Genomic DNA, 26,571 nt, shown 5'->3' with positions numbered 1-26,571 from the left:
CCGCGGCATCGCATGATGCCGCAGAAACAGCTGTACGTGCTTCTCTCATCCAGACTTTAACTGTCGGTACCGGAATTTCACCGGTTCAACCGTCCGCCGGGATTCTCCCGAAGGAAAACCACCGGCTCGCGGGTCGCGGACTGTCACCGCCGGTTCGGACTTACACCGACCCCGGAGCACGTATGTGTGTTGCTATTGTGCCATAACAGCGTGCGGCTCCCTGCTATTCCGCCGCGGTGCGTAACCTTTGGCTCCCTGCTTCGCGCAACCTGCCGATGGCCGCGGCAGGATCCTCCGCACCGTACACGGCAGAGCCGGCGACGAAGACGTTGGCGCCCGCCTCGGCGGCACGGGTGATGGTGTCTTCGGTGATGCCGCCGTCAACCTGGATGGCCACGCCGATCCCCGAGCCGTCAATGGCCTGCCTGGCGCGCCGGATTTTCGGCAGAGTCACATCAAGGAAGGCCTGGCCGCCGAATCCCGGCTCCACAGTCATGATGAGCAGCATGTCCAGCTCGGAGAGCATGTCCAGGTATGGCTCAACGGGCGTCCCGGGCCGAAGCGCCATGCCTGCCTTGGCGCCCCTGGCCCGCAGTTCGCGGGCCAGCTTGATGGGCGCGATCGCGGCCTCGGCGTGGAAGGTGACTGACGCCAGGCCGGCATCTGCGAACCCGGGTGCCCAGCGGTCGGCGTCGGCAATCATCAGATGCGCGTCGAGGGGCACCGGGCTTACGGCCTGGATCCGCTGCACCACCGGCAGTCCGATGGTGAGGTTGGGCACGAAGTGGTTGTCCATCACGTCCACGTGCACCGCGTCCGCGGTGCTGATGCGCTGCAGTTCAGCTTCAAGGTTGACGAAATCGGCGGACAGGATGCTCGGGTTGATGCTGCATTGCGTCACAGGGGGAACCTTTCACGGGTCAGGCCCCTTTGCCGGTCAGGGCCTTTGGACCAGGGGCTTTTTAGGAAATCAGGACTTTTTTCCAGATCAGGGCTTCGCTGATCACAGCTTCTTGTGGATCACGGCTTCTTGTGGATCAGGCCTTCTTGTGGATGAGGGCCAGGAACATCGCGTCCGTACCGTGGATGTGCGGCCACAGCTGGGCGGTGGAATCGTGCCCGGCGCCAAGGTTGCCCGGCAGGCTGACGCTGTCCAGAGCCTGGCCGGCCTCCAGCAGTTCAAGGTCATCGCGCTTGCGGAGCACATCCGCCACCACGGCAGTGGTCTCGGCCGGGTGGGGCGAGCACGTCACATAGGCAACCACTCCACCGGGGCGAACGGCCGCCAGCGCCGATTTGAGGAGATCGCGCTGGAGCTGGCCAAGGTCTGAAAGGTCCTTGGGCGTGCGGCGCCAGCGGGACTCCGGCCGCCGCCGAAGCGCGCCCAGGCCGCTGCAGGGGACATCAACGAGTACCCGGTCAAAGAATTCGGGCTTCTCCGTGCCCACCTCGCGGCCGTCACCCGTACGGACCTGCCACGTTTCCCGCGGTACGGCCGACAACGCCTGGGTCACAAGCTTGGCGCGGTGCGGCGCAGGTTCGTTTGCCAGCAGGGTTGCGCCCCGCTGGCTGGCCAGCGCACCAAGCAGTGCTGCCTTACCGCCGGGCCCTGCGCACAGGTCCAGCCAGGCCTCGCCGGAGCTTTCGCCATCTGCGCTGTTTCCGCCGAGGTCCACGGCGGCCATGGCGCGGGCCACCAGCTGCGAGCCGACGTCCTGCACCCTGGTGCTGCCCTCCCGTACGGAGGCAAGGCGGCCCAGGTCTCCGCCGCTGGAGAGGGCGGAGCCTTCCACCAGTTCGCCGGGGGTGGCTCCGTTTTTCAGGGCCTCGTCGAGGCTGCCGATGCCGGGCAGGGCCACCAGATTGACCACCGGAGCGGCGTTGTCCGCTTCCAACAGGTCGTTGATTTCCGACGCTGAGCGCCCGTGTGCCACGAGGGACTGGCGCATGGCGCGGACGATCCACTCGGGATGGGCGTAACGGAGTGAGGCGACCTTGGTCTGGTCTGTTTCTCCGGCGACCAGCTGCTCCAGCCACTCCTCGAGGGTGTGCGCAGTGACCTTCCGGAGGACGGCATTGATCAGGGCTGATGGTCCCGCGCCGATGACTGCACGGGCCAGGCCGACGGTTTGGTCCAGGGCGGCGTGCGCCGGGACGCGCATGGCCAGCAGCTGGTGCGCTCCGATCCGGAGGGCGTCGAGGATGGCCGGGTCCAGTTGTTCCAGCGGCCGGTCCACGCACCGGGCAAGGATCGCGTCATAGGTTCCCTGGCCGCGGAGCGCCCCGTAGCTGAGTTCGGTGGCGAAGCCGGCGTCCCGTTTATCCAGACCGTGGTGGCGGATCCGTGCGGGCAGCACAAGGTTGGCGTACGCGTCCTCGGCGGCTACTGCGCGAAGGACTTCGAAGGCCACCAGTCGTGCGGGGTCTGCCCTGCGGGTGCGCTGGGAAGGGGCGTTGTCAGTGAAACTGCGCTGGGTGCTGCGGTTCCGTTCCCGTCCCTTGGCGTTTCGGTTGCTCGAATCACGGGGCCCGCCCTGGCCGCGGCCACCGCGCTGGCCGCCGTTTCCGCCGCCCGCTGCACTTCCGCTTCCGTTTCCGCCCCCGGCTTTGCCGCGACCGCCCTGGTTGCCGCCGGACCCGCTCATTCGAACACCACGCTTTCAAGGGAAGCCATACCGCGTGCCCAATCGGCAGCGGCCATCATCTTTTTGCCGGCCGGCTGGATCCGGGTCAGCTCGACGGCGTGGGAGCCGGTTCCCACCAGCACACTTTTGCCCTGCAGCGAGACGGACCCGGGCGCGAGGCCGGCAACGTCCGGCCGAAGCCGTACGGGAGCCAGCTTGATGCGTTGGCCGTCCATCACTGTCCATGCTCCGGGCTCAGGCGTGACGCCCCGCGCCTGCCGCCCAATGGCCAGGGCAGGATGTTTCCAGTCGAGGCGGCCGTCCTCGAGGGTCAGCTTGGGCGCGAGCGAAACCTCGCCGGACTGCGGAACGGCTGCTGCCTTGCCGGCGTCGAGGGCAGAGAGGGTCTGGGCCAGGAGCACTGCCCCGCTGTGGGACAGCCGCTCCAGCAACTCCCCTGCTGTATCGTCCGGCCCCACGGTTTCCGTGAGGGTGCCGAAAACGGGCCCGGTGTCCAGGCCCTCCTCCAATTGGAAGGTCACCGCACCGGTGACGTCATCACCGGCCATTACGGCGCGCTGCACCGGCGCGGCGCCGCGCCAGGCGGGAAGGAGCGAAAAGTGCAGGTTGATCCAGCCGCACGGCGGGATACGCAGCGCGGCGGCGGGAACCAGTCCGCCGTAGGCGACGATCGCGGCCACATCGGGGCTGACAGCAGCAATCCTGGCGGTGGTTTCCGCATCAATCCGGGCCGCGTGGATGACCTCGATGCCAAGCTCGCCGGCACGGGCGGCTACCGGCGAGGGTGTCAGCACGCGTTTGCGGCCTATTGGCGCGTCAGGCCTGGTCAGGACGGAAACAACATCAAAACCCGCTTCAACGAGCGCGTTAAGGGACGGAACAGCGACGGCGGGGGTCCCCGCGAAAAGGACCCTCACCCGTTGGCACCAGCCGCACCGGCACCGAAGCTCGAGCCTGAGGCAGCCCCGCCGAAACTTGAGCCGACCGTTTTGGCGCGCTTCGCCGTCGTCCGTTCGGTGACGGAGTCGTAGTTGGCGTTGCGGATGGAGCGCAGGGCAGCTTTCCGGTCCTCGCCCTCCAACCGGTCCGTGTAAAGAACGCCGTCCAAGTGATCATTTTCATGCTGGAAGCAGCGCGCGAGCATCCCCTCGCCTTCGACCGCGACGGGGTTGCCGTGCATGTCCACGCCGGTGACACGGGTGGAGCGGAAGCGGCGCACGGGGAAACCAAGGCCGGGGATGGACAGGCAGCCTTCCACCTGGTCGGGCTGGAAATCTTCGCTGTTTTCCAGCACCGGGTTGATGATGTGCCCTTCCACGCCGTCAATCCGGTAGGTAAAGACGCGCTGGCTCACCCCTACCTGGGGCGCGGCCAGGCCGGCACCGTCAACGTCTTCCATCGTTTCGGTCATATCCGCCACCAGCTTGGCCAGCTCAGGCCCGAATTCCGTCACAGGATCAGCAACTGTGCGGAGCACAGGATCGCCGATGATGCGGATATTCAGAATAGCCATGCGCTGTTTTTCCTTGCAGTTGGCGGTAACGGGAACCTATCCAGTTTAGGCGCAGACACCTTGGCTGCAGGCATCGCCTAGACGGTCTGTACCTGCGCGAGCGGCGGCGGGGCGATGGGCAGCAATGCTGCCCCCGCCGAAATGGTGTCCGCTGACAATTCCCAGACACGCCGGAGGGCGCAGAACTTCCACCAGTGGTGCTTGAGGACCTCAGGGTTGGCACGGACCGGCCGCACCTCGGTCTCGCCGATGGCCACGGCCAGCAGGACAGGGTTGTCCCCGTACTTCCAGGGCTCCCAGGTTCCGGCCTCCGGATCCACCAGGCTCTCTTCTGCCTTCATGCCGGCCACCAGCTGCATCACCACTTTGTCGTCCAGCGGCTTGACGAGCCCGTCGCGGGTTGTTCCCTTTGTTTTGTAGTCGATCAGGCAAACCCTGCCGTTGATGCGGGCCACGAGGTCCAGGGTGCCGGCGTAGCCTACGGCGTTGTTCCAGACGGTGATCTCCGGGGCGATAGGTTCCACCCGGAAAAGCTCCCACCATTCATCAAAGCGGACGGCGAACGCTTCTTCGCCGTTGGCAGCCAGCGCCTCCCGGGCCTCCTTCATGGCGTGCGGGCGGCCCAACGCCCGCAGGGCGACCTGCTCACAGTAGTAATGCACGCGGTCCCCGCGCTTGGCGGCCTCGTCCCGGTACGTTTCCGCAGCCTTCGCCGCGCGGTTGACGGCCTGCTTGATTTTGGCAGGGCTGCCCAGGCAGTCGGCGAGCAAAGGATCCTTCGCCAGGCTGCTGGCCCCCATGTATCCAAACCAGCCGTCCAGCCCGTGCGGCTGCTGGCCGATCACCGTGGTAATGGACGGCACGGAGAAATGCTCAGAGGTGGACCGGGCGTACATCCGCCCGTATTCCGTGGCGTGGGCAAGAAGTGGAGCAGTCATAACAAAGACTCTTTCACAGGGGGCTGACAGAAGGTCCGGGCGCACAAAAAAGGTCCGTTTCCGCTGCAGATGAGCGGAAACGGACCGATATGCGGTGGGCGATACTGGGTTCGAACCAGTGACCTCTTCGGTGTGAACGAAGCGCGCTACCACTGCGCCAATCGCCCTGATGCATTTGAATGGTAGCGGACCTTGGAGCCAATTCGGAAATCGGCATCAGCCGGCAGCAAAAAGGGGGCACCCAGCCAGGCACCCCGACGGGACAACAGAGGGCAGGCCCGCCCAGGGCGATCCCGATGCCAGCCCTGTCCGAACCGGACCAAGGCACTCAAAGCGGCCAGCCGCCGTCGTGAATTACACGCCTGTAACTTCCAGAAATCCCCGCCAATGCTGGGAAGCAGCGCTATTGGCCAGTCATGAAGCCAGCGCGATTTGGAGAATCCCGGAACCTCCTATATTGTTTTTACTCGTTGGAAAGCGAGGAAATGCCGGGAACGGCAGCGAATCGGCCCTCCAAAATGCGGACGTAGCTCAGCTGGTAGAGCACCACCTTGCCAAGGTGGATGTCGCGAGTTCGAATCTCGTCGTCCGCTCGCAGGACACTGTCACGGCAAAGGTTCTTTTGAATCGGCGCTTACACGGTGGGTTGGCCGAGAGGCGAGGCAGCGGCCTGCAAAGCCGTATACACGGGTTCGAATCCCGTACCCACCTCGGTGAAAACCATGGTTTCCGGTTAGTCCCGGATGAACATGGGCGATTGGCGCAGCGGTAGCGCGCTTCCCTGACACGGAAGAGGTCACTGGTTCGATCCCAGTATCGCCCACCAAGCAAGGAAACTTGCTTCATGCAGTTCGACCGGCCCCGGCCGGAACGTACTTCATATGCGGACGTAGCTCAGCTGGTAGAGCACCACCTTGCCAAGGTGGATGTCGCGAGTTCGAATCTCGTCGTCCGCTCTCTTACTCCTTACAATCCCATAAGCCGGACTTCCGGTTCCGGGCGATTGGCGCAGCGGTAGCGCGCTTCCCTGACACGGAAGAGGTCACTGGTTCGATCCCAGTATCGCCCACATTCAGCAGCTCTCCGGAGCTGCTTTTTTCTTGCCCTGCCGCCATTGCCAGCTCAGGAGGCAGCCGCTCTATCCGCTCCGAGCGAACGCGCAAAGCCCCTGATTTCCTTGGCACGGCTTTGCCTGCAGCGCTAGGATCGTATGCGGAGGAGCGACCTGGCTCCGCGATTGAAGGGAGGTGCTCGTGGGACTGATTGGCGACCTAAAGGGCAAGGCTCAGGGTCTTATCCGCGGCAACGAGCAGGCCATCAAGAACGGCATCACCAAGGCCGGCGATTTCGTCGACACCAAGACCGGAGGCAAGTACTCAGGTCACGTCGGCAAGATCCAGCATGGCGCTTCCAAGCTCATTGACAAGAACGGAACTCCGGGCCAGGCACCTGCCCCCGGGCAGGTTCCGCCGGTCAACCCGGTTCCGCCGGTTGACAAGGCTCCGTAAAAAGGATTTGGCCAGGGCTTTGCCCTAGTACGTCAACGGGGTGCGGGTCCCGCCGGGAGGCGGCGCCCGCACCTTTGGCGTTTAAGGCCCCGTCCGGCAGCCGCTCCCCCAGCGGAACGAGGGCTAACCCGGAACGGACGACGGCGGCCGGCGGCTGGGAGAGCAAGCTCAGGACGGCTCGTGGTTCTGCCCCTCCCGGGCCAGGGCAGTAAGGCGGGAGACAGCGCGGAAGTACTTTTTCATGTAGCCGCCGGTCATCATTTCCTCGGTGAACAGTTGATCGAACGGAACACCGCTGGCCAGGATGGGCACGTCTTTGTCATAGAGCCGGTCAGCCAGCACCACGAACCGAAGAGCCACGGCCTGCTCGGTGATGGTTGCCACGTTGCGCCAGACCACCCCGTCGATGCCATCGATCAACTGGCGGTAGCGGCTGGGGTGCACGCCGGCCAGGTGTGCGATGAGGGTGCTGAACTCGTCCTGCGCCACGGTCTTGCCGTCGAACTCCGCTTTCATGTGCGCGGACAGCTCACTGTTCTTTAGGGGCGCCGGGGCCGCCGGCAGTCCGCGGTGGCGGAAGTCCTCCCCGTCGATGCGGATAACGTCGAACTGGTCGGCGAGGACCTGGATTTCGCGCTGGAAATCCACCGCTGCGAACCTGCCGTCGCCCAGCGAGCCGGGCAGGGTGTTGGAGGTGGCCGCCAGCTTCACGCCGGCGTCGGCAAGTTCACGCATCAGCCGCGACATCAGCACGGTGTCACCGGGATCATCGAGCTCAAATTCGTCAATGCAGACGAGCTTGTAGCCGCTCAGCGCGTCAACCGTCTTGCGGAAGGACAGGGCACCCACCAGGTTTGTGTACTCCACAAACGTGCCAAAGGCCTTGGGCCCGGGCGACGCGTGCCAAAGGGAGGCCAGCAGGTGCGTCTTGCCCACGCCGAAGCCGCCGTCCAGGTAGATGCCAGCGCGGGAGGTGTCCTTTTTGGCGAAGAGTTTCTTGAACAGCCCGCCTCCATCATTGGCCCCGACGCCGCCGGCAAATCCCTCAAGGGCGCGGACGGCATGGGACTGGCTGGGCTGCTTGGGGTCCGGGCGGTAGCTCGCAAAGGAGACCTTGCCGAAGCGGGGCGAGGGAAAAAAGCCCTTGAGGAGCTCGTCCACCGATACCGACGGAGTTCGGGCGGCAAGCTGTTCGATCTGTACCAAGGTGGTCCGTTCTGCTGGTGGTTGGTCCCCAGAAAGGATACCGGCAACCACCCCCCCCCGCCCCGGCTGGCCCGGGCTATCCCGCAGGCCGGCGTGACGAAGGCAACATTTCCTCGTGTTAACGGAATACGGACATCACCGGGGGCGCTGGCTAGGGTGGGAGAAGGTCCCCATGCCGGTCCCGCGGATCAGCCGTGTTCTCGATGAAAGGCAAAGATATGTCCTACCCAGTTGAACAGAACGAGAAGTTCGCCGCCTATGCACACCCCGAGCGCCTGGTGTCCACCGAATGGCTTGCTGCCGCCATCGAAAACGGAGCCGTCGCCAGCGGCCAGCTGATCGTGGTGGAGTCTGACGAAGACGTTCTCCTGTACGAAACCGGACACATCCCGGGCGCCGTGAAGATCGACTGGCACACGGACCTCAACGACGAAGTGACCCGCGACTACGTGGACGGCGCCGCGTTCGCTGAGCTGGCGGCGTCGAAGGGCATCTCGCGCGACAGCACTGTGGTCATCTACGGTGACAAGTCGAACTGGTGGGCTGCTTACGCACTGTGGGTCTTCACCCTCTTCGGCCACCAGGATGTGCGGCTGCTCGACGGCGGCCGGGACAAGTGGATTGCCGAGGGCAGGGAGCTCACCACCGAGAAGCCGGCCCCCGCCAGGGGCGAATACCCGGTTGTTGAGCGCGATGACGCTCCGATCCGTGCGTTCAAGGAAGATGTACTGGCCCACCTGGGCAAGCCGCTCATCGATGTCCGCTCGCCCGAGGAATACACCGGCCAGCGCACCCACATGCCGGCCTACCCCGAGGAAGGCGCACTGCGCGGCGGGCACATTCCCACTGCCGCCTCCATTCCGTGGGCGCGGGCAGCCGCTCCCGATGGAACCTACCGCAGCCGTGAGGAACTCGAAGCCCTCTACCTGGGCGAAGCGGGCCTCAGCGAAGGCGACGACGTGGTGGCCTACTGCCGCATCGGGGAACGTTCCAGCCACACCTGGTTCGCCCTGAAGTACCTCCTGGGCTTTGATTCCGTCCGCAACTACGACGGTTCCTGGACCGAATGGGGCAACGCCGTGCGGGTGCCCATCGCCAAGGGCGCGGAACGCGGATCCTTTCCCGTTGCCGTCGGGGTCTGACGGCGCGGGACCAGCGCTACCTGCGTAGACTTGGAATGATGACTACTCAAGCTTTGCCTTCCGCCCTGGCGGCCATTGTCGACGACTTCCAGGCCCTGACCGAGCCCGAGCGCCTGCAACTGCTGCTCGAGTTCTCCCAGGGACTGCCGGACCTGCCCGAGCGGCTCATGGACCACCCCGAACTGCTCGAGCAGGTGGTGGAATGCCAGTCCCCGCTGTTCCTGACCATCGAAACGGAACAGGGCGTCGGCACGTCCGGCACCGTCCGGCTCTACTTCAAGGCTCCCGCAGAGGCTCCCACCACCCGCGGTTTTGCCGGCGTCCTGCATGAGGGCCTGGACGGGCTCTCCGCTGAAGAGATTCTTTCGGTGCCTGATGACATGCCTGAACTGCTGGGCCTTACCCGCGCCATCACCCCGCTGCGGATGCGGGGAATGACGGCAATGCTGGGAAGGATCAAGCGCAAGGTCGCGGCGTCGTCCGCCGTGCGCTCCTAGCCGCGCGAAGCACCAATGGCACGCAAAAACGCATCGCAGGGAACCCCGGCCACCGCCGTACTGGCGGCAGCCGGGGTTTCCTTTGTATTGCATCCCTACGCCCACCACCCCTCCGCTGCCAGCTACGGGGCGGAAGCGGCCGAGGTGCTGGGCATTGATCCCTCGAAGGTTTTCAAGACGTTAATGGTCGAGGTGGAGGGCAGGCTGGCGGTCGGAATCGTACCCGTCAGCGGCACCCTGGACCTCAAGGCTTTTGCGTCATCACTCGGAGCCAAAAAAGCCGCCATGGCCGATCCCGCTGCAGCCCAGCGCCGGACCGGCTATGTGCTGGGCGGTATCTCCCCGCTCGGCCAGCGGCTCCCGTCCCCTACCGTGCTTGACCACAGCGCGCTGGCGCTGGAAACGCTGCTGGTTTCGGGTGGCAAGCGGGGCCTGGACATTGAGCTCGCCCCTGCCGACCTCATCCGCCTTACCGACGCCGTCACGGCTCCCATCAGCTCGCTGTCGGCGTCATAGCGACTCAGGGTTTAGCAACCCAAGGCGCCTACGGAAGTTATTCCCCGGCGTTGCCGGATCCGACCCCAGCCTTATCCCGCCTGAATCCCGCCTGGATTCAGGCGCGGCGCAAGCTGCTGCCGCAGCCACGCCTTCACCACGCTCTCCCACCGCTCAGGATCAACATTCCACTCCTTTGTGTGCCGGGCATGGTTGAACGCCTCGAAGGTCACCATTTCCGGGTTCCGTTCGGCCAGGAGCGCAGACGGCCCATACGGCACGTACTCGTCGTCCACGCTGTGGATGATCAGCGTGGGAGTGCGCAGTTCCACTGCGCGGGAAACCCAGTCCATGACCTTCAGGTCCACCGGTGCGGACAGTCCCGTGAGCCGGCGTCCCAGCGGGTGCCCCAGCATAAGCTGCCCGTAGCGGCCAACGAGTGAGGGAATCCTGTTGATCTGCGCGTGGTGGGCCAGCACGTTGACCCAATCGGTGACCGGCGCGTCCAGCACCATGGCCCGGATCAGGTGTCGGTAGCGGGACAAGTCAGCAGCCTGCAGGCAGATGGCGCCACCCATGGACCAGCCGAAAAGGACAATTTCCTCGGCCCCGTTGGCAAGGGCGTATTCAATGGCAGCCTCAATATCGCGCCACTCCGTGGAACCCAGGCCGTAGCGCCCGTCGTCGGCTGACGGGGCAAGCCCGTCATTGCGGTAGGAAACTATAAGGCTGGTCAGTCCCAGCTCCAGCGCGGGCCCGACGGCGCGCAGCGCCTCCTGCCTGCTGGCCCCGCGTCCGTGGACCATCAGGGCCCAGGTGCGTGCGGTGCCGCCGGCGCGGACCAGCCAGGCTGGTGCCTGCCCCCGGTCCACCTCGATCACCACGTCCTCTGCGGGAATTCCGACGGCGGCCGGGTCCGGATAGACGGCGCCGCTCCACCAGCCCCAGCGTGCCGCAGTCAGGTCTCCCGCGTAGACCGCTTCAACTTCGCGCAGCACCGTTCGTTCGGCCGGCGAGTACGAGACGATGCGGCCGATGCGTGCATGCCCCTTGCCGCCGTCGAAAAAGAATCCGTACACACCGTCAACGGTGGTGTCATCATTGGCTGCCAAGATCACCTGTTGCCTCTGGCCGTCGCGGATAACAGCCAGCACTTCCTGGTCCGCGGCCCGTTGCCGCGCAGGCGTGATGACCCGGCGGGCAAAATACACGGCCAGCGCCGACGATCCGGTGGCCAGCAGCCCCGCCAGCGCACCGCCGCCGACGGCTCCGCCAATGGCCCACTTCGTCCGCAGGGACATGCCCGCCCCGGAATTTTGGGTACGGGGAGCTGGGGCAGGGCGGGTCTGCTGGAAAAGTGCCATGGAACTATTCTTACCGGCCCGGCTCCTGGAGCCCGTATTTCCGGCAGCCCGGCGGGGATCGCCTGCGCCTGTATAGGAGTGCAGCACCACAAGCGCGGGACTAGGCTAAGGCCATGATTGATCCCATCGTCATCCTGACCGAAGAACCCCTGGGGGCGGACGACCGCCTGAACATCGAGCGCCTGGTGGACGGAGCAGACACCAAGCTCGTGGTGCTGGTACCGGCAAACACCGAACGGCACCTGCTGGTGGACTTCCTCGAAAACCTGTCCCTGCTGGACATTGCCAAGGCGTTCCGGGAGCTGACGTCCCACGCTCCGGATCCCGCCACCGAGCGGGCGCAGGCGGCCGAAACACTGGCAGTATCCCTGGCCGCGCTGGCTGGACTGGGCGGAGGCGTCACGGGCGAGGTAGTGGACGGCGAGGCGGTCCAGGGCCTGGTAGCCAAAGTCAAGGAAACCGGCGCCGCGCAGGCCGTGGTAATCACCAGGCCGCATGCAGTCGCAGACACGTTCCACACCGACTGGGCCAACAAGGCACAGGACCAGTTGGGCCTGCCCGTCCTGCACCTGTACGCGGGTTCGGGATTTATCGGTGACTCCTGAGCGTTGACAAGGCTATGAGCATCTTCGGTAACAACATCCTGGGAAACAGCATCTTCGGCAACAAGGCTTCGGATCCGGCTCCCGAGTCCCCCGCAGCTGAACCCGCCGTCCAAAAAAGCGACGCCGAGTGGCGGGAGGAGCTCACGCCGGAGGAATATCACGTGCTCCGGCAGTCCGGGACCGAGCGCCCCTTCACGGGCGAGTACTGGGACACCCATACGGCCGGTGTCTACCAGTGCCGGGCGTGCGGCGCCGAACTCTTCACCAGCAACGAAAAGTTCGATTCACACTGCGGCTGGCCTTCCTTCTGGGCCCCGCTGGCTGAAGGCACTGTCCGCTATATCCATGACCGGACCCTTGGCATGGACCGCGTTGAGGTCCGCTGCGCCACCTGCGATTCGCACCTGGGGCACGTCTTCGACGGCGAGGGATACGGCACGCCCACCGACCAGCGCTTCTGCATCAACTCTGTATCCCTGAAACTCGTGCCGCAGGAAAAACCGCAGGTCAGCGGCACGGGTACGGAAGCCTGACACTGCTGAACACTGGACCTACCGGCCCTGCAGGGCGCCCCGAGCACAAGGCTTTCTTAGGCTAACCCCGTTTTCACATTAGTCCTTCTGGTTGCTTGTTACGCTCGCCGTAGACAAGCAACCAGAAAGGCAGCCGACGATGACCGAAACCCTGATCACCGCCCCTACCGGAGTAACCGCCCACAACCAGGACTGGCTTCGGCTTAAGGCCGCAGCGTCTTCCCTCCAGTCCCTGCAGGTGAAGGACGGCTCCATCCCCGATGCCGGCGCCCACGAAGAAGCCTCGCGGTACGTGGGTGAACTGGTGGACGCCGTCCGCGTCCTGGCCCCCTCCTTCCCGCATGACGCCGCCTACCTGGATGCAGTGTGCGCGGACTTTTCCGCCTGGGAAGCCAACGGCTTCAACGTCCCCGACTTCCTGTCGTCGCTCCTGGCCTTCCAGCCGCAGGAACAGCGCCGCGACGGGCTCCAGCACCTGGTGGTCTTTCCGATGTACACCCAGAACGGCAGCAGCAACCGGCTGGTCGAGGCAGTCCTGATCGAGGTGATCTGGCCCGAGTTCATTGCCGGACTGGAGGCAGGCGAATACTCCAACAAGCTGTTCGTCCCCATCCGTTTCCTGGACTTCACCGCAGGCTACGACACCAACTCCGCCGTGCTGTTCCCCGAAACCGTTGCCGTGAGTGAAACCCCCACCTTCACCTGGGGAGCCATTTTCGCTGACCGCGAGGCCGCCCGCTTCCGCCGCGTCCTCAAGGCTGCCGCCGAGACCACCTGCCTGGAACTTCCCAAAGGCGCCGCGGAGCTGCTCGCTGACCAGGACCTGACGGAAGCAACCTTTGTGATGTGGGACCTCATCCACGACCGCACCCACATGCGCGGGGACCTGCCGTTCGATCCATTCATGATCAAGCAGCGGATGCCCTACTTCCTGTACTCCCTCGAAGAGCTGCGCTGTGACCTGACGGCATTCCGTGAATCCGTCCGCATCGAAAAGGACGAGGACGCCGACCCGGAGGCGCGCCGCCACGCCAAGCTGGTGCAGTACGCCATCATCTTCGACCGGATTTTCCGCTTTGCCATCACCGGCAGCCGGATCCGGAACTACGACGGACTGGGCGGCCAGCTCCTGTTCGCCTGGCTCCACCAGCAGCACGTCCTGCACTGGACCGACACGCGCCTCACCATCGACTGGGACGAAGTGGCCGACGCCGTCATCGCCCTGGGCGCCAGCATCGACGACTTGTACTGGCGCTCCATCGACCGCCCGAAGACTGCACACTGGATCGCGGCCTACGAGTTGGTGTCCGCGACCGTTACGCCCAACCCGGCATCCGTGTGGACGAAGGGCCCCGATGCCCTAGCACTGGCGGGTCCGCCGCGCGGCCTGACGGACCAGGTGCTGGATGACGAATTCCCGCTGTCCATGTTCTACGAAGCACTGGAGAAGAAGATGCGCCCTGTCATCGAGTCAACAGCCGGCATCACCGGAGCTTCCGCACTGTGACAGAACAGTCGGGAAAGCAAGCACCGGAGGCTGCGGGTACTGGAACAGGGACGCCGGGGCCTGAGGTGCCGCAGCTGAACGTCCTGGTGACCGGCGGCAGCGGAGCGTCCGGCATCGCCGTCGCCCGGGCGCTTCACGCCGCAGGCCATCGGGTCTTCACCGTGGGTTCGGACCAGGCAAGGATCGAGGCAGCGGCTGAAAAGGCGGGCGACGGCGTCACAGGCCTTGTGTGTGACCTCTCCCGGCTGGAGGACGTGCGGCAGCTGGGCAAGGACGTACGGGCCGTTGCCGGGACGATTGACGCGGTTATCCACCTGGTGGGCGGCTGGCGCGGCGCCACAGGCATTGCCGACCAGACAGACGAGGACTGGGACTTCCTGGAACGCGGCGCCATCACCACGCTCCGCAACGCGTCCCGCATCTTCTTCGACGATATTGCCGCTTCCCGATACGGCCGCTTCGCGATGGTTTCCTCTACCGCCGTGGACAAGCCGTCAGCAGCCGCTGCCAGCTATGTTGCCGCCAAGGCCGCCGCTGAAGCGTGGACCATGGCGATGGCGGACGGCTTCCGCCGGGCCACTGCCGCTGCCGCCGACGACACTGCCGCCGACGAAGTCCCCGGGAACACCGCCGGCGGGGAGGCCGCCGCCGTCGTCCTGGTGGTCAAGGCCCTCGTGGACGATGAGATGCGCCGGAACCACCCGGAGCGAAAATTTCCCGGCGCAACTAATGTCGAAGACCTGGCCCGCGCCGTCGTCGGACTTTTTCACACCCCGGCCGGCGGCCTGAACGGCAGCCGGCTCGTGCTGGCCTCCTGAGAGTCCGTCCCTGCCTGCAGGGCGCCCGACTGTATTTAGACTGAAAGCGTGAGCAAAGCCATGACAACAACAGCAGAAACTGCCGCCGGAACCCGGCTGCACGATCCCACCATCCGCGGATTCGCCTCGGACAACTACTCCGGGGTGCATCCGGAGGTCCTCGCGGCCTTGGCCGCCGCCAACGACGGCCACCAGGTCTCCTACGGGGAAGACGACTACACCGCCAGGCTCCAGGAACTGATGGAGGAACACTTCGGGTCCGGCATCGAATGCTTCCCCGTCTTCAACGGCACCGGCGCCAACGTCCTGTCGCTGCAGTCGCTGCTCCCCCGCTGGGGCGCCGTGGTGTGCGCCTCCACTGCCCACATCAACATGGACGAGAACGGCGCGCCGGAACGCATTGGCGGCATCAAGCTCCTGCACGTGCCCACCCCGGACGGCAAGCTCACGCCCGAACTGATCGACCGGGAGGCCTGGGGCTGGGGCGACGAGCACCGGGCCCAGCCGCTGGCCGTCTCCATCACCCAGACCACGGAACTGGGCACCTGCTACACCCCCAAAGAGGTGCGGGCCATCGCGGACCATGCACATTCCAAGGGGATGAAGCTGCATATGGACGGCGCCCGGCTGGCCAATGCGGCGGCCCACCTCCAGGTCCCGCTGCGGGCCTTCACCCGCGACGCCGGCGTGGACATCCTGTCCTTTGGCGGCACCAAGAACGGGCTCCTGTTCGGTGAAGTAGTGGTGGCCCTGAACCCGGAGGCCGCCCATGGGCTGGTGTACCTGCGGAAGATGAACATGCAGCTGGCGTCGAAGATGCGCTTTATGTCGGCCCAGTTCATCGCCCTCCTGGAAGGTGACCTCTGGCTGCGGTCCGCCTCCCACGCCAACGCCATGGCCACCAGGCTCCGCACCGCCGTCGACACCATTGACGGCGTGCAGCCGACGCAGAAAACCGAGTCCAACGGCGTCTTTGCCATCCTGCCGGAAGGCGTGGCGGACCGGCTGCGGAAATCGTTCCGCTTCTACGACTGGAACGAAGCCGCCGGGGAAGTCCGGTGGATGTGTTCGTTTGATACCACCGAGGAGGACATCGATGCCTTTGTGGCAGCAATCCGCCAGGAGCTTCACGTTGACGCCAGCGGGCAGTCCAGCTAGACGGCGCTTGGTGACGGCGAGCCTTCCCGCCGTCACCGGCATGGTTGCGTAACCTGCGAAGGTGAACGCACTTGACAAGGTTCCCCCGGAATTTCTCCACGCCTTGGGAACCCTCAGGAAAGCCCAGTGCCGCGGGGAACTCCACCTGGCGGAGATCCCCGCGCCTGCCCGGCTGGCACCCTTCGCCGTAGCCCTTGGCGCGGAGGTCCTGGCCCCGGGGCCGGGCACCGCCGCCACTCCCCTGCACGGCCCTGCCGCAATGGCGCTGGCTGCCGCGTCGGGAACAGCGGACGACGACGAAACAGAGTTGGCCACGGGCCGCTTCATCCTGCTCCACGACCCCGAAGGCTCTGCAGTCTGGGACGGCGAGTTCCGCATCGTCACCTACATCCGGGCCCAGCTGGAGCCGGAGATGGGCAACGACGAGATGCTGGGAACGGTGGCCTGGACGTGGCTGGTGGAGGCGCTCGAGAACCACAAGGCCCCGTACAGGGCAGCAGGCGGCACAGCCACCAGGGTCCTGTCCGAAAGCTTCGGAACACTTGCGGAAAGGCCCGGCTCCATCGACATCGAGCTGCGCGCCTCCTGGACCCCGGCCACCTCGGACGTAACAGCCCACCTCGAAGCATGGTCGGACATGGTGTGCACTTTCGCCGGCCTGCCGCCCCTCCCCGAGGGCGTCACCCCGCTCCCGCACCGGCGCCGGAACTAACCGCATGTCCCGTGGCGGGCGCGGCGAGGCCGGAAAGGCAGTCCGGAACCGGCCGGCCGGTAAACTAAAGGCATCATGACCCCTAACATTCCGGAAAACACCACGGCCGGCGTTCCGGCTGCTGATACCGCACCCCAGATCACGGTGGAAGGCTTTGACAGCTCCATCCCCGAAATCATTGAGCTCGATTCGCCCCGCGACGGCGTTCCGCTGGTCATCGAAACGCAGGCCGGGCTGGAGCGGTGCGCAGCTGCCATTGCCGCCGGGTCCGGGCCGGCGGGAGTGGACGCAGAGCGTGCCTCCGGTTTCCGCTATGGGCAGCGCGCCTTCCTCGTCCAGATCCGCCGCGAAGGCGCCGGGACGTGGCTGATCGACCCCGAACCCTTCGACAACCTGGATATCATCAACGACGCCCTCCGCGGCGTCGAATGGATCCTGCACGCGGCCAGCCAGGACCTGCCGTGCCTGTCCGAACTCGGCATGTGGCCGGACAAGCTCTTTGACACCGAACTGGCAGCCCGCCTGGCTGGACTGCCGCGCGTAGGCCTTGCCGCCGTCATTGAACAGCTGCTGGGGTTCGGACTGGCAAAGGAACACTCGGCCGCTGACTGGTCCACCCGGCCCCTTCCCGAGCCCTGGCTGCGATACGCGGCACTCGACGTCGAGGTCCTGACGGAGCTGCGGGAAGAACTCATCGAACTCCTGGAGGCCGACGGCAAGCTGGAGTACGCGCAGCAGGAGTTCGCCGCCATCCTGGCTGCCGGACTCGCTCCGCCCCGCGTTGACCCGTGGCGAAAAACGTCCGGCCTTCACCAGATCCGCGACCGGCGGCAGTTGGCCGCCGTCCGGGAGTTGTGGCTGGAACGCGATTCCCTGGCGCAAAAGCGGGATGTGGCCCCGGGAAGGCTCATCCCGGACTCGGCTTTAGTGGCCGCGGCCAAGGCCATGCCGTCCACGGTGCCACAACTGCTGGGCACCAAAGGCTTCCACGGGCGGGCGGCGCAGCGCGAGGCGCCCCGGTGGCTCCGCTGCATCGCAACGGCCCGGGACCTGGAGGAACTTCCGCCGCTGCACCTGGCCACGAACGCGCCGCCGCCGCCACGCGTTTGGGCAGACCGCGATCCTGAAGCTGCTGCACGGCTGGCCACCGCCCGGCCGCTGCTGCAGGAGAAAGCCGACCAGCTGAACCTGCCCCTGGAGAATCTACTGACTCCCGACTACCTGCGCCGGGTGGCATGGCGGCCCCCTGCGGAGATCAGCGAGGAATCAGTAGCGGCGGAACTGCGTGCCCTCGGCGCACGTGCCTGGCAAGTGGAACTTGCGGCGCCGCTGATCACGCACGCCTTCCTCAACCCGCAGCCGCTGCCGCCCAAGGAACCCAAACCGGACGTTACTGCCCCCGCACCATAGCGTCGCTCGCGGCAGCCAAGGGCTCCAAGCCGACCCCCGACGCTCTCTCACTAGTCCGAAAATGGAGGGGACGTGACCGTGGTCGGTGCGCACTGGTGCACCCGTCATGGTCTGGCGGGTGTTTGTATAAAGGTGGGGTGCGGGTCAGGCTGCGGGTGTGAGGGTGACGGTGTAACCGAGGGCTTCGAGCTGGCGGATGTGGCCGCGCTTTCTGCTCTCGGGGTCGGTGCGGCGGCTGAAGTGGTCCGCGCCGAGGTCGTGGAACTGGGCGTCGGGGTCTTGGAGCAGGTGCCAGATGATGATGAGGATGGACCGTCCGACGGCGACGATGGCGCGTTTCTTGCCCCGGCGCCGGGCGATCCTTCGGTAGCGTTCGCCCAGGAAGGTATCCGTTCTGCCGACTCCGACGGCGGCCTCGCCCAGGACCCGGGCGTGGGTTGCGGCCAACATGGCCTACTCATCTCCTCGCCCGAAATATCCGCCAATAGATTCTCAAAAAGAGAGTGAAAGAGCGTTGGCCAAAAAGGGGCATTAAGTGCGAGAGCGTCCTTCCAATCCCGGGCCTTGCGGCCTAAGTTACTCGCGAGTAACATCGGAGGTACTGCCGTTCAGTCGCCTGCCGCCCTGCGGCGTGCACTGACGCCTACGTCTCGATGAGGAGTTACACGTGAGCCACAACGGAAGCAGCGCGTCCAACCGCACTGTCCGGGACGTCGTTTTTGTCGACGGCCTCCGCACGCCCTTCGGCCGGGCGGGAGAAAAAGGCATCTATGCCGGCACCCGGGCCGATGACCTGATAGTGAAGTGCCTCCGCGAACTGCTGCGCCGGAACCCTTCGCTGCCGCCGGCACGCATCGACGAAGTGGCCATCGCGGCCACCACCCAAAGCGGGGACCAGGGCCTGACCCTCGGACGGACAGCCGCCCTTCTCGCGGGACTCCCCCGGACTGTTCCGGGGTTTGCCATCGACCGCATGTGCGCCGGGGCCATGACAGCCATAACCTCCACCGCAGGCGGGATCGGTTTTGGCGCCTACGACGTAGTGATTGCCGGCGGCGTCGAGCACATGGGCAACCACCCCATGGGCTCCGGGGCGGACCCCAACCCGCGGTTTATGTCTGAACGGCTCGTCGATCCGGCAGCGCTCAACATGGGCAACACCGCGGAGAACCTGCACGACCGTTTTCCCTCCATCACCAAGGAACGGACGGACGCCTACGCGGTGGCTTCGCAGAAGAAGTTCGAAGAAGCCCGCCGCGACGGCAAGATCCAGCCGGATCTGGTGCCGGTAGCAACCCGGAAACCCGGCCAGGGCTGGACCCTGAATACCGTTGATGAGCCGCCGCGGCCCGGCACCACCCTTGCTGACCTTGCCGACCTCCGCACCCCGTTCCGCGCTCACGGCCGGGTCACCGCAGGAAACGCAGCAGGCCTCAATGACGGCGCCACGGCCGCCATCCTGGCATCGGCCGAAGCCGCCGTCGAGCTGGGGCTGCCGGTCCGCATGCGCCTGGTCAGTTACGCCTACGCCGGCGTTGAGCCTGAGGTGATGGGCATCGGCCCTGTTCCCGCCACGGAGAAGGCCTTGGCAAATGCAGGGCTCTCCATCGGGGACATCGGGCTGTTCGAAATCAACGAAGCCTTTGCCGTCCAGGTGCTGAGCTTCCTGGAACACTTCGGCATTGCCGACGACGATCCCCGGGTTAACCGCTACGGCGGAGCCATCGCCGTGGGCCACCCCCTCGCTTCCTCCGGAGTGCGGCTCATGAACCAGCTGGCCCGGCAGTTCGAGGAAGACCGCTCCGTTCGTTACGGGATCACCACCATGTGCGTGGGACTGGGAATGGGTGCCACCGTCATCTGGGAAAACCCGCACCACGCCGACTACAGCGGAGCCCGGTTAGGGGAATCCGCCACCACCGAAGCCGTTTCCGAAGGAGCAGCATGAGCGCCGCAGATTTCACCAAGCTTGCCCACCTCTTCCCGGATGAAACCGTGACGCATTCCTACGTCCAGGACATCGAACTCCCGGGCCCGTCCGGAAAGGCCAGCCCCGGCACGTTCGCCCTCATTACGCTGGACAACGGCCTGGACCACTCCAAGCCCACAACGCTGGGGCCCAACACCCTGGTGGAACTGGGCACGGTCCTGGAGGAACTCCGGGAGCGGGCCCGCCGGGGCGACATCGTGGGAGTGGGTGTCACGGGCAAGCCCTACTACCTCGTGGCCGGCGCCGACCTCTCAACGGTCAAGACCCTGGACAAAGGCGAGCACGGGCTGTGGATGGCGCAGCTGGGCCACGACGTCTACAGCACGCTGGCCAACCTGGGCGTGCCCAGCTTCGCCTTCATCAACGGCGCAGCGCTGGGCGGCGGCCTTGAAATTGCCCTCCAGTCCACCTATCGCACCGTATCGACGGGAGCGGGAGCGCTGGCGCTGCCGGAAGCCTTCCTTGGCCTGGTCCCGGGTTGGGGCGGCGTCTACATCCTGCCGCGCCTCATCGGCCCGGAAAACGCCGTGAAAGTCATGATCGAAAACCCCCTGAGCAACAACAGGACTCTCACTGGCTCGGAAGCCTTCCAGCTCGGCATTGCCGACGCCCTGTTCGAGCCCGCGGATTTCCTGGAGCAGTCCCTCGCCTGGGCCGCGAAAGTCATCACGGGCGAGGTTACGGCGGAACGGCCGAACGCCGTCGACCCCGCCGATCCCGACACAGCAGCCCGCTGGGCGGCTGCCGTAGCAGCCGGGCGCGCACTGGTGGAAGCCAAGACGTCCAACGCGGCGCCGGCTCCGGCCAAGGTCCTGGACATCCTCGAAGCCAACCGCACCATGAGCCAGGCCGAATCCGCGGCGCTGGAGTGCGAAACCCTCGCCGAACTCATGCAGACAGACGAGTTCCGCGCCACCGTTTACGCCTTCCTGGACCTGATCCAGAAGCGGTCCAAGCGCCCGGCCGGCGCCCCCGACCGCAAGCTGGCCCGGCCTGTCACCAAGGTGGGCGTCGTCGGCGCCGGCCTGATGGCCAGCCAGCTGGCACTGCTCTTCGCCCGCCAGCTCAAGGTGCCGGTGGTTATGACAGATATCGACCAGGCCCGGGTGGACAAGGGCGTGGGCTATGTCCACGCCGAAGTGGACAAGCTCCTGGGCAAGAAGCGGATCAGCCAGGACGCCGCCAACCGTACCAAGGCGCTGGTGACAGGTTCCGTTTCCAAGGACGTTTTCGCCGATGCCGACTTCGTGATCGAAGCCGTTTTTGAAGAGCTGAACGTCAAGAAGCAGGTGTTCGCCGAGCTCGAGGCCATTGTTACGCCGGAATGCATTCTGGCCACCAATACGTCCTCCCTGTCCGTCACGGCCATGGCAGAAGACCTCCGGCACCCGGAACGGCTGGTGGGCTTCCACTTCTTCAACCCGGTGGCCGTGATGCCGCTGCTGGAAATCGTCCGCGCCCCTAAGACCGACGACGCCGTACTGGCCACCTCCTTTGAGCTCGCCAAGGCCCTGAAAAAGACCGGGGTGCTGGTCAAGGATGCCGCCGCGTTTGTGGTCAACCGGATCCTGCTGCGGTTGATGGGCGAAGTGACGGCAGCCTTTGATGAGGGAACCCCGGCTGAGGTGGCGGACAACGCCCTGCGGCCCATGGGACTGCCCATGACGCCTTTCACCCTCGGCGCCATGGTGGGGCTTCCTGTGGCGCAGCACGTCCAGGAGTCGCTGCATGCCGCCTTTGGTGATCGGTTTACCGTTTCTGCCAACCTGCAGAAACTGATCGACAACGGCGTGAAGAGCCTGTGGGCTCCCGGGCCGGGCGGCGCCCAGGAGATTCCACAGTCCACGTTGTCCCTGCTGTCCTTCGGGACCAGCCCCTCAAGCGCCGACGAAGTCCTGCGCCGCACCCAGGATGCCCTCGCCGGGGAAATCGGCCTGATGCTGGAGGAAGGGGTGGTGGCAGGGCCGGAAGACTTTGACCTCTGCATGATCCTCGGCGCTGGCTGGCCGATGTTCCTGGGCGGCATCACACCCTACCTTGACCGGGTGGGGGCCTCCGAGCGGGTCAACGGCAAGCGGTTCCTTCCGCCGGGTGTGGCTTCCCGGCCTGCCGGGACCCCAGCAGGCCGATCTGCCGGCTGATAGTGGCCTGATACACGCAGGAGTTCGTTCACCAGCGCAGGGGCTTCGTCCGTTTCTTCCGGACGGAGCCCCCTTGCCTTGCCCCCCGTCAGCGTCCCAGCAGCCGCCCGCCGTCGAGCGTCAACAGGCGGTCCGCCACCGAGTGGGCGTAGGGCACATCGTGGGTAACCAGGACGACGGCGGCGCCCGCCGCTGCCGCGGACCGGACCGCCTTGTCCAGCAAAACCAGGCCGTGACCGTACAGGGCAACGGTGGGCTCGTCCAGGGCAAGAACCGACGGCCTGCGGGCGAGGACCGTGGCCAGTGCCAGCAGCCGCTGCCCGGAGGCCGGCAGCTCGGCCGGGTGGTCCTGGGCAGCGCGGGACAGACCTACGGCGGCCAGGGCAGCAGCGGTTCTTTCCGCCGCCTCGCGTGCACCGAACCGGCGGTCCAGGCCAAACCGGACCTCCCGGGCTGCAGTCCGTTCGAAGAGCTGGTCGCGCGCGTTCTGGAAAAGCAGTCCCACGGAAGCAGCCACCTCCCCAACCGGCACGCCGGCAATATCCTTCCCGTTCACGAGGACGGAGCCGGACGTGGGCTGCAGCAGTCCGTTGAAATGGCGTAAGAGCGTGGATTTACCCGCGCCGTTCGGTCCTGTCACGGCGAGTATCTCCCCCGGCTGAAGCACCAGGTCGACGCGCTGCAACACGGTGTTCTGGTTATACCCGGCGGCACGGGCACTGGTTGCCCGGGCCTTGCTGCCCCTGCCTGCTTTAACCGGGTAGGAGAAGTGGACGCTGCGGAGCTCCAAGGCCGGGGTGGCAGCACCACCGTAATGGCGGGCAGCGGTGCCGGACGTCGGCACGCTGAAATTCCTGTTCTCAACCGGCCGCCGAATCCCGGCCGGCAGGCGTTCCGGTGCCGCCATCAGTTCCTGGGGCCTGCCGCTGGCCGCAACCGTGCCCGCGTCCAGGACAATCCACCCGTCGGCCTCAAGCAGCACCTCCTCGATCGCCTGGCTCAGGACGACGACGGCGGTCCCGGCGGCCACGAGTTTACGGAGCAGCAGCGCGAGTTCGCCAGCCCCGGTTGTGTCAAGGGAGGCAAAAGGCTCGTCCAGGACCAACACCGCTGGCTCCACGATGACGGAACAGCCGATGGTCAGGCGCCGCAACTGGCCACCGGAAAGCGTTCCCGGGTGACGTTCCAGCAGCCCGGTCAGTCCCAGCACATCCGCGGTGCGCTTTACGGCGTCGTGCATGGCTGCCCGGTCCATGCCGGCATTCTCCAGGCCGAACGCCAGTTCTTCGGCCACGGTGGCCCGCACTGTGGACAGGGCGCTGGAGGCGTCCTGCGGAACGAATCCCACCCGTTCGCCCCACTGGGCAGGGTCGATGCGGGGGTCGTCCGCGGTTCCGTTGAAGTGCAGGCGGGTTCCCGCAAGTTCAAGGTGTCCTGCCAGCCTTCCGCCTGGCCCGGGAGGCAGCCAGCCCGCAAGGAGCCGGCCAAGCGTCGACTTGCCGCTTCCGGAAACGCCGAGGATCGCGGTGAAAGTTCCGGGTGCAAACAAGACGTCCACGCCGCGAAGAACTGGCGCGTCATCCTCGTGGAAGGCAAAGCTTCTGACATCGGCGGCGAGGGCGGTTGGGGTCTTCACCTAGCGCCCCGCCAGCCACAACCGGGCCGCCACGGCAGCCACCGCGGCCAGCAGCAGCAGAATCCGCAGCCACCGCTGCACAGCCGGGTCCGGCACATCCCGATAGCTGGTGCGGGGGCCCGTGCTGCCAAAACCGCGGGCTTCCAAGGCAGCGCCGCGGGTTGCGGCGTCCTCCACCAAAGCAGAAACCAGGGGAACCGCCTGGAGGCGAAAAGCAGCCATCCGATGCAGCAGGCCGCGCCGGATCACCAGCCCCCGCGCTTCCTGGGCCTGCCGGATACGCTCCAGCCGGGACGTGATGGCCGGCAGCAGGGTCAGGGTTGACGCCAGGACGAAGGCAAACCGGCCCTGCACGCCTTTTGCGGAGAGCGCCGCCACGAGGTCCGGCACGCTGACACTGAAGGAGAAAACCAGCAGGGCCAGGACGGCAGCCGAAACCTGAGCCGCCCGCTCGAATGCAAAGGAAAGCCCTTCAGCGGTGACGCGGGCAGGGCCCCACTGGGCAAGGATGAGCTGTCCTTCCGGAAAAAACAGGCCGTGCAGGACCAGTAGCGACAAACACAGCGGCACCAGCACGGCAGCTGCGGCAGGCAGGAGCCGCCGGAGCGTGCCGCCCAGGGCCGAAAGGCCCACTGCGCCCGCGATCACGGCGAGGGACAGCGGCCAGCTCGCTGCCGCCGTCGTAATGACCGCCGTACTGCCGGCAGCCGCGAATGACGTCAGCGGATGCAGTCGCATGGCAGGAGGTCAGGAATCCTGTCCGGAAGCCCGGCCAGCCAGCACGCGGTGCCGCCGGACAAACGGGAACTGCAGCGTTGCGCGGCGGGGCAGGGCGTAGACCAGCACGGCCACCACCGTGAACACGATGGCTTTGTCCATGGGGTCGGAGATCAGGGCCTGCTTGGTGATGGCGGCGAGCAACGTGTCCCCCATGGAACGGAAGGCGCTGACGATGGCCCCGGTGGCTACCCCGGACGTGCCGCCGAAGACGAAGGCCGCCACCGGGGCGGACACCACGCCGCCGATGATTCCAGTAGCAAATCCGGCAACGGGTGCGAGGTAGAACCGGCGGAAAAGTCCGTAACGTGCGGCCAGGCCTGCGAGGCAGCCGATGAGTGCGGCGCCGGCGGCGAAAGGCAGCACCGTGGGGTTGAAGAAGGACCAGACGATGCTGCTGAGCGCGCCGGTTGCTGCCCCGGCCGCCGGGCCGGCGAGGACCGCAATCAGCACTGTACCGATCGCATCGAGGTAGAAGGGGACCAGCGTGCTGCCCACGAACTGGCCGAGCACGATGTTCAGCACCAGGGCAACGGGGATCAGCACCACGGTGGATGTCGGCAGCGTGGGCAGGACAGCGACGATGAGCAGAACGGCGCCCACGAGGAATCCGGACAGGGCAATCAGGGCGGAGGCGCTTCCCGGCCCCCCGGTGATATCGGTGGGCTGGTTGAGGACCAGGTAGACGTAGGTGCCGGCGATGGCCAAGGCACCGAGGATTTCCAGCAGCCGGCGCCTGCGGGTGGCGGCGGGTGCCGGAGATGGAAGCGTCAGGGAGGGCGATGACATGGAGTTCCTTCGGGGTGCGCACTGCCGGCCCGGGAATCCGGGGCCGGAATGGAACGCTGCTTATGTCACCTCGGCAGCTGCCGCCAGGCAGCTGTGCCTGTCCGGTCCGCCGACTATTCTATCGCGGCTGTCCGGGCTGCCGCGCGAAGGTTTTGGGCTCAGCCGAGGCGCCGGGCCAGATTGCCGACGGCGGACACCAGCTCCCGGAACGCAGCTTCCGGATAGTTGGCGGAGACTACGCGGGCGTTGGGCGGCTGGCCCCACAGCCCGCGAAAATCCGCCACCGTGGTACCGATCAGTATCGAGGAGCCTGTTTCGACGTCCACGGTTGCCGGGCGGGCCTCGAAGTCCAGCGTGCCTGCGGCAACACCGGCCGCGAAGTAGTCATGGACATGGGCCAGGTAGCCCTGGTCGTACTGGCGGTGGAACTCGAAATAGAACCGCAGTGCATCGGACAGGTGCCGGACCAAAGTGTTGTCCGACGTGCTGGGCTGGCCCTCCGGCTGTTCCGGCAGGACCAGCTCGGGCACCTTTGCCCCGGCGGCCTCTGCCAGCTGGCGGACATGCGCGGGGTGGAGCTCCATCCGCTCGGTGGTGTCCAGGGAGCAGACGATGGGGAGCTTCTCCAGCGGCCGGCCCTGGAAGGCGGCGTACACTTCCTTGGCCGCGTGCGGATCCACGTGCGTATTCCACTCGGCCGTGGGCGTTGTGTTGCCCTGGTAATAGAAGCTGCCGCCCATAATCACCACGTTGGCCAGCAGTTCCGGCAGCCGGGGTTCCTTCCGCAGGGCCAGCGCGAAGTTGGTCAAGGGTGCGGTGATGAGGGCCGTGAGCTCCCCCGGCCGTGCCCTTGCGTGCTCAACCCACAGGTCGACGGCGTTACGCTCCGACACAATTCCGGCCGGTTCCGGCAGGACCGCGTGGCCGATGCCCTGCGGACCGTGCGTTTCGGGAGTGGTCAGCAGCGGTATGGCCAGAGGCTCACGTGCACCGACGGCCACTTCCACTCCCTTGCGGCCGCACAGTTCCAGCAGGGCCAGGGTGTTGCGCGCCACCTGGTCCACGTCAACGTTTCCGGGGGTGGCGGTGACGGAGACGAACTCGGTGTCCGGCAGGGCGGCAAGGTAGGCGAGGGCCAGGGCGTCGTCGATGCCTGTGTCCACGTCCAGCAGGAAGGCGGTCATGAG

25 protein-coding genes, 6 tRNA genes and 1 riboswitch are annotated in these 26,571 nt (G+C 66.1%); of the genes, 18 read left to right on the top strand and 13 right to left on the bottom strand.

The window, feature by feature from the left end:
• Positions 1 to 32 precede the first annotated feature (32 nt).
• Positions 33 to 184: riboswitch (FMN riboswitch) on the bottom strand.
• Positions 185 to 223: 39 nt separating this feature from the next.
• The 6 genes from rpe to M1D93_RS08560 all read right to left on the bottom strand — a co-directional run bounded on the left by rpe (position 224) and on the right by M1D93_RS08560 (position 5,263).
• On the bottom strand, positions 224 to 901 hold the full coding sequence (gene rpe / locus M1D93_RS08585) for a ribulose-phosphate 3-epimerase (protein ID WP_461174677.1): 678 nt from the start codon (positions 899 to 901) through the stop codon (positions 224 to 226).
• Positions 902 to 1,037: 136 nt separating this feature from the next.
• Complete coding sequence (locus M1D93_RS08580; protein ID WP_461174676.1) at positions 1,038 to 2,645, bottom strand: RsmB/NOP family class I SAM-dependent RNA methyltransferase; 1,608 nt, start codon at positions 2,643 to 2,645, stop codon at positions 1,038 to 1,040.
• Positions 2,642 to 3,562, bottom strand: coding sequence for a methionyl-tRNA formyltransferase (gene fmt, locus M1D93_RS08575; protein ID WP_461174675.1), 921 nt, complete (start codon positions 3,560 to 3,562; stop codon positions 2,642 to 2,644). Before fmt ends, M1D93_RS08580 begins: the two co-directional genes overlap by 4 nt.
• Positions 3,559 to 4,158, bottom strand: a complete 600-nt coding sequence (def, locus tag M1D93_RS08570; protein WP_461174674.1) for a peptide deformylase — start codon at positions 4,156 to 4,158, stop codon at positions 3,559 to 3,561. Before def ends, fmt begins: the two co-directional genes overlap by 4 nt.
• A gap of 77 nt (positions 4,159 to 4,235) precedes the next feature.
• Positions 4,236 to 5,096: a cytochrome gene (locus M1D93_RS08565; RefSeq protein ID WP_461174673.1), complete on the bottom strand. Its 861-nt coding sequence runs from the start codon at positions 5,094 to 5,096 to the stop codon at positions 4,236 to 4,238.
• Between the two features lie 95 nt (positions 5,097 to 5,191).
• Positions 5,192 to 5,263 (bottom strand) — tRNA-Val (locus M1D93_RS08560).
• 353 nt (positions 5,264 to 5,616) lie between these two features.
• Between M1D93_RS08560 and M1D93_RS08555 the strand changes: the two genes are divergently transcribed.
• The 6 genes from M1D93_RS08555 to M1D93_RS08530 all read left to right on the top strand — a co-directional run bounded on the left by M1D93_RS08555 (position 5,617) and on the right by M1D93_RS08530 (position 6,604).
• Positions 5,617 to 5,689 (top strand) — tRNA-Gly (locus M1D93_RS08555).
• A 47-nt stretch (positions 5,690 to 5,736) separates the two neighbouring features.
• Positions 5,737 to 5,807, top strand: a tRNA-Cys gene (locus tag M1D93_RS08550).
• 40 nt (positions 5,808 to 5,847) lie between these two features.
• Positions 5,848 to 5,922 (top strand) — tRNA-Val (locus M1D93_RS08545).
• 57 nt (positions 5,923 to 5,979) lie between these two features.
• Positions 5,980 to 6,052 (top strand) — tRNA-Gly (locus tag M1D93_RS08540).
• A gap of 41 nt (positions 6,053 to 6,093) precedes the next feature.
• Positions 6,094 to 6,165: transfer RNA gene (locus M1D93_RS08535), tRNA-Val, on the top strand.
• Positions 6,166 to 6,349: 184 nt separating this feature from the next.
• Positions 6,350 to 6,604 carry an antitoxin gene (locus tag M1D93_RS08530; RefSeq protein WP_461174672.1) on the top strand — a complete coding sequence of 85 codons (255 nt, stop codon included), beginning with the start codon at positions 6,350 to 6,352 and terminating at the stop codon, positions 6,602 to 6,604.
• Between the two features lie 168 nt (positions 6,605 to 6,772).
• Here M1D93_RS08530 and zapE read toward each other — a convergent pair whose 3' ends face one another.
• Positions 6,773 to 7,810 (bottom strand): cell division protein ZapE, encoded by a 1,038-nt coding sequence (zapE, locus tag M1D93_RS08525; protein ID WP_461174671.1) that lies wholly within the window; start codon positions 7,808 to 7,810, stop codon positions 6,773 to 6,775.
• Positions 7,811 to 8,028: 218 nt separating this feature from the next.
• Here zapE and M1D93_RS08520 point away from each other — a divergent pair, with 218 nt between their 5' ends.
• From M1D93_RS08520 to ybaK, 3 genes are read left to right on the top strand one after another with little or no spacing between them, the layout of a single operon-like run.
• The gene (locus M1D93_RS08520; protein ID WP_461174670.1) at positions 8,029 to 8,952 is read left to right on the top strand and encodes a sulfurtransferase; all 924 of its coding nucleotides are present in this window, start codon (positions 8,029 to 8,031) and stop codon (positions 8,950 to 8,952) included.
• Positions 8,953 to 8,990: 38 nt separating this feature from the next.
• A complete protein-coding gene (locus M1D93_RS08515; protein ID WP_461174971.1) occupies positions 8,991 to 9,449 on the top strand; it encodes a SufE family protein in 459 nt (152 codons plus the stop codon).
• A gap of 15 nt (positions 9,450 to 9,464) precedes the next feature.
• Positions 9,465 to 9,965 (top strand): Cys-tRNA(Pro) deacylase, encoded by a 501-nt coding sequence (gene ybaK / locus M1D93_RS08510; RefSeq protein WP_461174669.1) that lies wholly within the window; start codon positions 9,465 to 9,467, stop codon positions 9,963 to 9,965.
• A gap of 71 nt (positions 9,966 to 10,036) precedes the next feature.
• Here the strand turns inward: ybaK and M1D93_RS08505 are convergent, their stop codons facing one another.
• Complete coding sequence (locus M1D93_RS08505) at positions 10,037 to 11,308, bottom strand: alpha/beta hydrolase family protein (RefSeq protein ID WP_461174668.1); 1,272 nt, start codon at positions 11,306 to 11,308, stop codon at positions 10,037 to 10,039.
• A gap of 113 nt (positions 11,309 to 11,421) precedes the next feature.
• Between M1D93_RS08505 and M1D93_RS08500 the strand changes: the two genes are divergently transcribed.
• The 7 genes from M1D93_RS08500 to M1D93_RS08470 all read left to right on the top strand — a co-directional run bounded on the left by M1D93_RS08500 (position 11,422) and on the right by M1D93_RS08470 (position 18,051).
• A complete protein-coding gene (locus M1D93_RS08500; protein WP_461174667.1) occupies positions 11,422 to 11,913 on the top strand; it encodes a hypothetical protein in 492 nt (163 codons plus the stop codon).
• Between the two features lie 14 nt (positions 11,914 to 11,927).
• Entirely contained in the window at positions 11,928 to 12,446 is a 519-nt protein-coding gene (msrB, locus tag M1D93_RS08495; protein WP_461174666.1) for a peptide-methionine (R)-S-oxide reductase MsrB, read from the top strand.
• A 139-nt stretch (positions 12,447 to 12,585) separates the two neighbouring features.
• Positions 12,586 to 13,953 (top strand): DUF6421 family protein, encoded by a 1,368-nt coding sequence (locus M1D93_RS08490; RefSeq protein WP_461174665.1) that lies wholly within the window; start codon positions 12,586 to 12,588, stop codon positions 13,951 to 13,953.
• Between the two features lie 65 nt (positions 13,954 to 14,018).
• Positions 14,019 to 14,771 (top strand): SDR family oxidoreductase, encoded by a 753-nt coding sequence (locus tag M1D93_RS08485; RefSeq protein WP_461174970.1) that lies wholly within the window; start codon positions 14,019 to 14,021, stop codon positions 14,769 to 14,771.
• 60 nt (positions 14,772 to 14,831) lie between these two features.
• Positions 14,832 to 15,929: a threonine aldolase family protein gene (locus M1D93_RS08480; RefSeq protein ID WP_461174969.1), complete on the top strand. Its 1,098-nt coding sequence runs from the start codon at positions 14,832 to 14,834 to the stop codon at positions 15,927 to 15,929.
• Between the two features lie 61 nt (positions 15,930 to 15,990).
• Entirely contained in the window at positions 15,991 to 16,641 is a 651-nt protein-coding gene (locus tag M1D93_RS08475) for a DUF3000 domain-containing protein (RefSeq protein ID WP_461174664.1), read from the top strand.
• Between the two features lie 75 nt (positions 16,642 to 16,716).
• The gene (locus tag M1D93_RS08470) at positions 16,717 to 18,051 is read left to right on the top strand and encodes an HRDC domain-containing protein (RefSeq protein WP_461174663.1); all 1,335 of its coding nucleotides are present in this window, start codon (positions 16,717 to 16,719) and stop codon (positions 18,049 to 18,051) included.
• 144 nt (positions 18,052 to 18,195) lie between these two features.
• On the opposite strand, the gene M1D93_RS08465 is transcribed toward M1D93_RS08470, so the two are convergent.
• A complete protein-coding gene (locus M1D93_RS08465) occupies positions 18,196 to 18,501 on the bottom strand; it encodes a hypothetical protein (protein WP_461174662.1) in 306 nt (101 codons plus the stop codon).
• Between the two features lie 217 nt (positions 18,502 to 18,718).
• Here M1D93_RS08465 and M1D93_RS08460 point away from each other — a divergent pair, with 217 nt between their 5' ends.
• Together M1D93_RS08460 and M1D93_RS08455 are read left to right on the top strand one after the other, a co-directional pair.
• Complete coding sequence (locus M1D93_RS08460; RefSeq protein WP_461174661.1) at positions 18,719 to 19,999, top strand: thiolase family protein; 1,281 nt, start codon at positions 18,719 to 18,721, stop codon at positions 19,997 to 19,999.
• Positions 19,996 to 22,182, top strand: a complete 2,187-nt coding sequence (locus tag M1D93_RS08455) for a 3-hydroxyacyl-CoA dehydrogenase NAD-binding domain-containing protein (protein ID WP_461174660.1) — start codon at positions 19,996 to 19,998, stop codon at positions 22,180 to 22,182. Before M1D93_RS08460 ends, M1D93_RS08455 begins: the two co-directional genes overlap by 4 nt.
• Before the next feature lie 88 nt (positions 22,183 to 22,270).
• Here the strand turns inward: M1D93_RS08455 and M1D93_RS08450 are convergent, their stop codons facing one another.
• From M1D93_RS08450 to M1D93_RS08435, 4 genes are all read right to left on the bottom strand, one after another.
• Positions 22,271 to 23,818: an ABC transporter ATP-binding protein gene (locus M1D93_RS08450; protein ID WP_461174659.1), complete on the bottom strand. Its 1,548-nt coding sequence runs from the start codon at positions 23,816 to 23,818 to the stop codon at positions 22,271 to 22,273.
• Entirely contained in the window at positions 23,819 to 24,556 is a 738-nt protein-coding gene (locus M1D93_RS08445) for an energy-coupling factor transporter transmembrane component T (protein ID WP_461174658.1), read from the bottom strand.
• A 9-nt stretch (positions 24,557 to 24,565) separates the two neighbouring features.
• Positions 24,566 to 25,384 (bottom strand): ECF transporter S component, encoded by an 819-nt coding sequence (locus tag M1D93_RS08440; RefSeq protein WP_461174657.1) that lies wholly within the window; start codon positions 25,382 to 25,384, stop codon positions 24,566 to 24,568.
• Between the two features lie 158 nt (positions 25,385 to 25,542).
• The gene (locus tag M1D93_RS08435) at positions 25,543 to 26,568 is read right to left on the bottom strand and encodes a nucleoside hydrolase (RefSeq protein ID WP_461174656.1); all 1,026 of its coding nucleotides are present in this window, start codon (positions 26,566 to 26,568) and stop codon (positions 25,543 to 25,545) included.
• Positions 26,569 to 26,571: the final 3 nt, after the last annotated feature.

The organism is Arthrobacter sp. Z1-9, assembly GCF_054792695.1.
The sequence above is the reverse complement of the archived record's forward strand: the minus strand, read 5'-3'. Positions and strand labels throughout refer to the sequence as shown.

What these genes read in the sequence shown, in the direction of transcription:
- M1D93_RS08445 (WP_461174658.1), bottom strand. Translation starts at nt 24,556, where the DNA reads ATGCGACTGCATCCGCTGACGTCATTCGCGGCTGCCGGCAGTACGGCG.
- M1D93_RS08480 (WP_461174969.1), top strand. Translation starts at nt 14,832, where the DNA reads ATGACAACAACAGCAGAAACTGCCGCCGGAACCCGGCTGCACGATCCC.
- M1D93_RS08470 (WP_461174663.1), top strand. Translation starts at nt 16,717, where the DNA reads ATGACCCCTAACATTCCGGAAAACACCACGGCCGGCGTTCCGGCTGCT.
- M1D93_RS08435 (WP_461174656.1), bottom strand. Translation starts at nt 26,568, where the DNA reads ATGACCGCCTTCCTGCTGGACGTGGACACAGGCATCGACGACGCCCTG.
- M1D93_RS08440 (WP_461174657.1), bottom strand. Translation starts at nt 25,384, where the DNA reads ATGTCATCGCCCTCCCTGACGCTTCCATCTCCGGCACCCGCCGCCACC.
- M1D93_RS08515 (WP_461174971.1), top strand. Translation starts at nt 8,991, where the DNA reads ATGACTACTCAAGCTTTGCCTTCCGCCCTGGCGGCCATTGTCGACGAC.
- M1D93_RS08505 (WP_461174668.1), bottom strand. Translation starts at nt 11,308, where the DNA reads ATGGCACTTTTCCAGCAGACCCGCCCTGCCCCAGCTCCCCGTACCCAA.
- msrB (WP_461174666.1), top strand. Translation starts at nt 11,928, where the DNA reads ATGAGCATCTTCGGTAACAACATCCTGGGAAACAGCATCTTCGGCAAC.
- M1D93_RS08490 (WP_461174665.1), top strand. Translation starts at nt 12,586, where the DNA reads ATGACCGAAACCCTGATCACCGCCCCTACCGGAGTAACCGCCCACAAC.
- M1D93_RS08500 (WP_461174667.1), top strand. Translation starts at nt 11,422, where the DNA reads ATGATTGATCCCATCGTCATCCTGACCGAAGAACCCCTGGGGGCGGAC.
- M1D93_RS08520 (WP_461174670.1), top strand. Translation starts at nt 8,029, where the DNA reads ATGTCCTACCCAGTTGAACAGAACGAGAAGTTCGCCGCCTATGCACAC.
- M1D93_RS08565 (WP_461174673.1), bottom strand. Translation starts at nt 5,096, where the DNA reads ATGACTGCTCCACTTCTTGCCCACGCCACGGAATACGGGCGGATGTAC.
- M1D93_RS08455 (WP_461174660.1), top strand. Translation starts at nt 19,996, where the DNA reads ATGAGCGCCGCAGATTTCACCAAGCTTGCCCACCTCTTCCCGGATGAA.
- M1D93_RS08465 (WP_461174662.1), bottom strand. Translation starts at nt 18,501, where the DNA reads ATGTTGGCCGCAACCCACGCCCGGGTCCTGGGCGAGGCCGCCGTCGGA.
- ybaK (WP_461174669.1), top strand. Translation starts at nt 9,465, where the DNA reads ATGGCACGCAAAAACGCATCGCAGGGAACCCCGGCCACCGCCGTACTG.
- M1D93_RS08580 (WP_461174676.1), bottom strand. Translation starts at nt 2,645, where the DNA reads ATGAGCGGGTCCGGCGGCAACCAGGGCGGTCGCGGCAAAGCCGGGGGC.
- def (WP_461174674.1), bottom strand. Translation starts at nt 4,158, where the DNA reads ATGGCTATTCTGAATATCCGCATCATCGGCGATCCTGTGCTCCGCACA.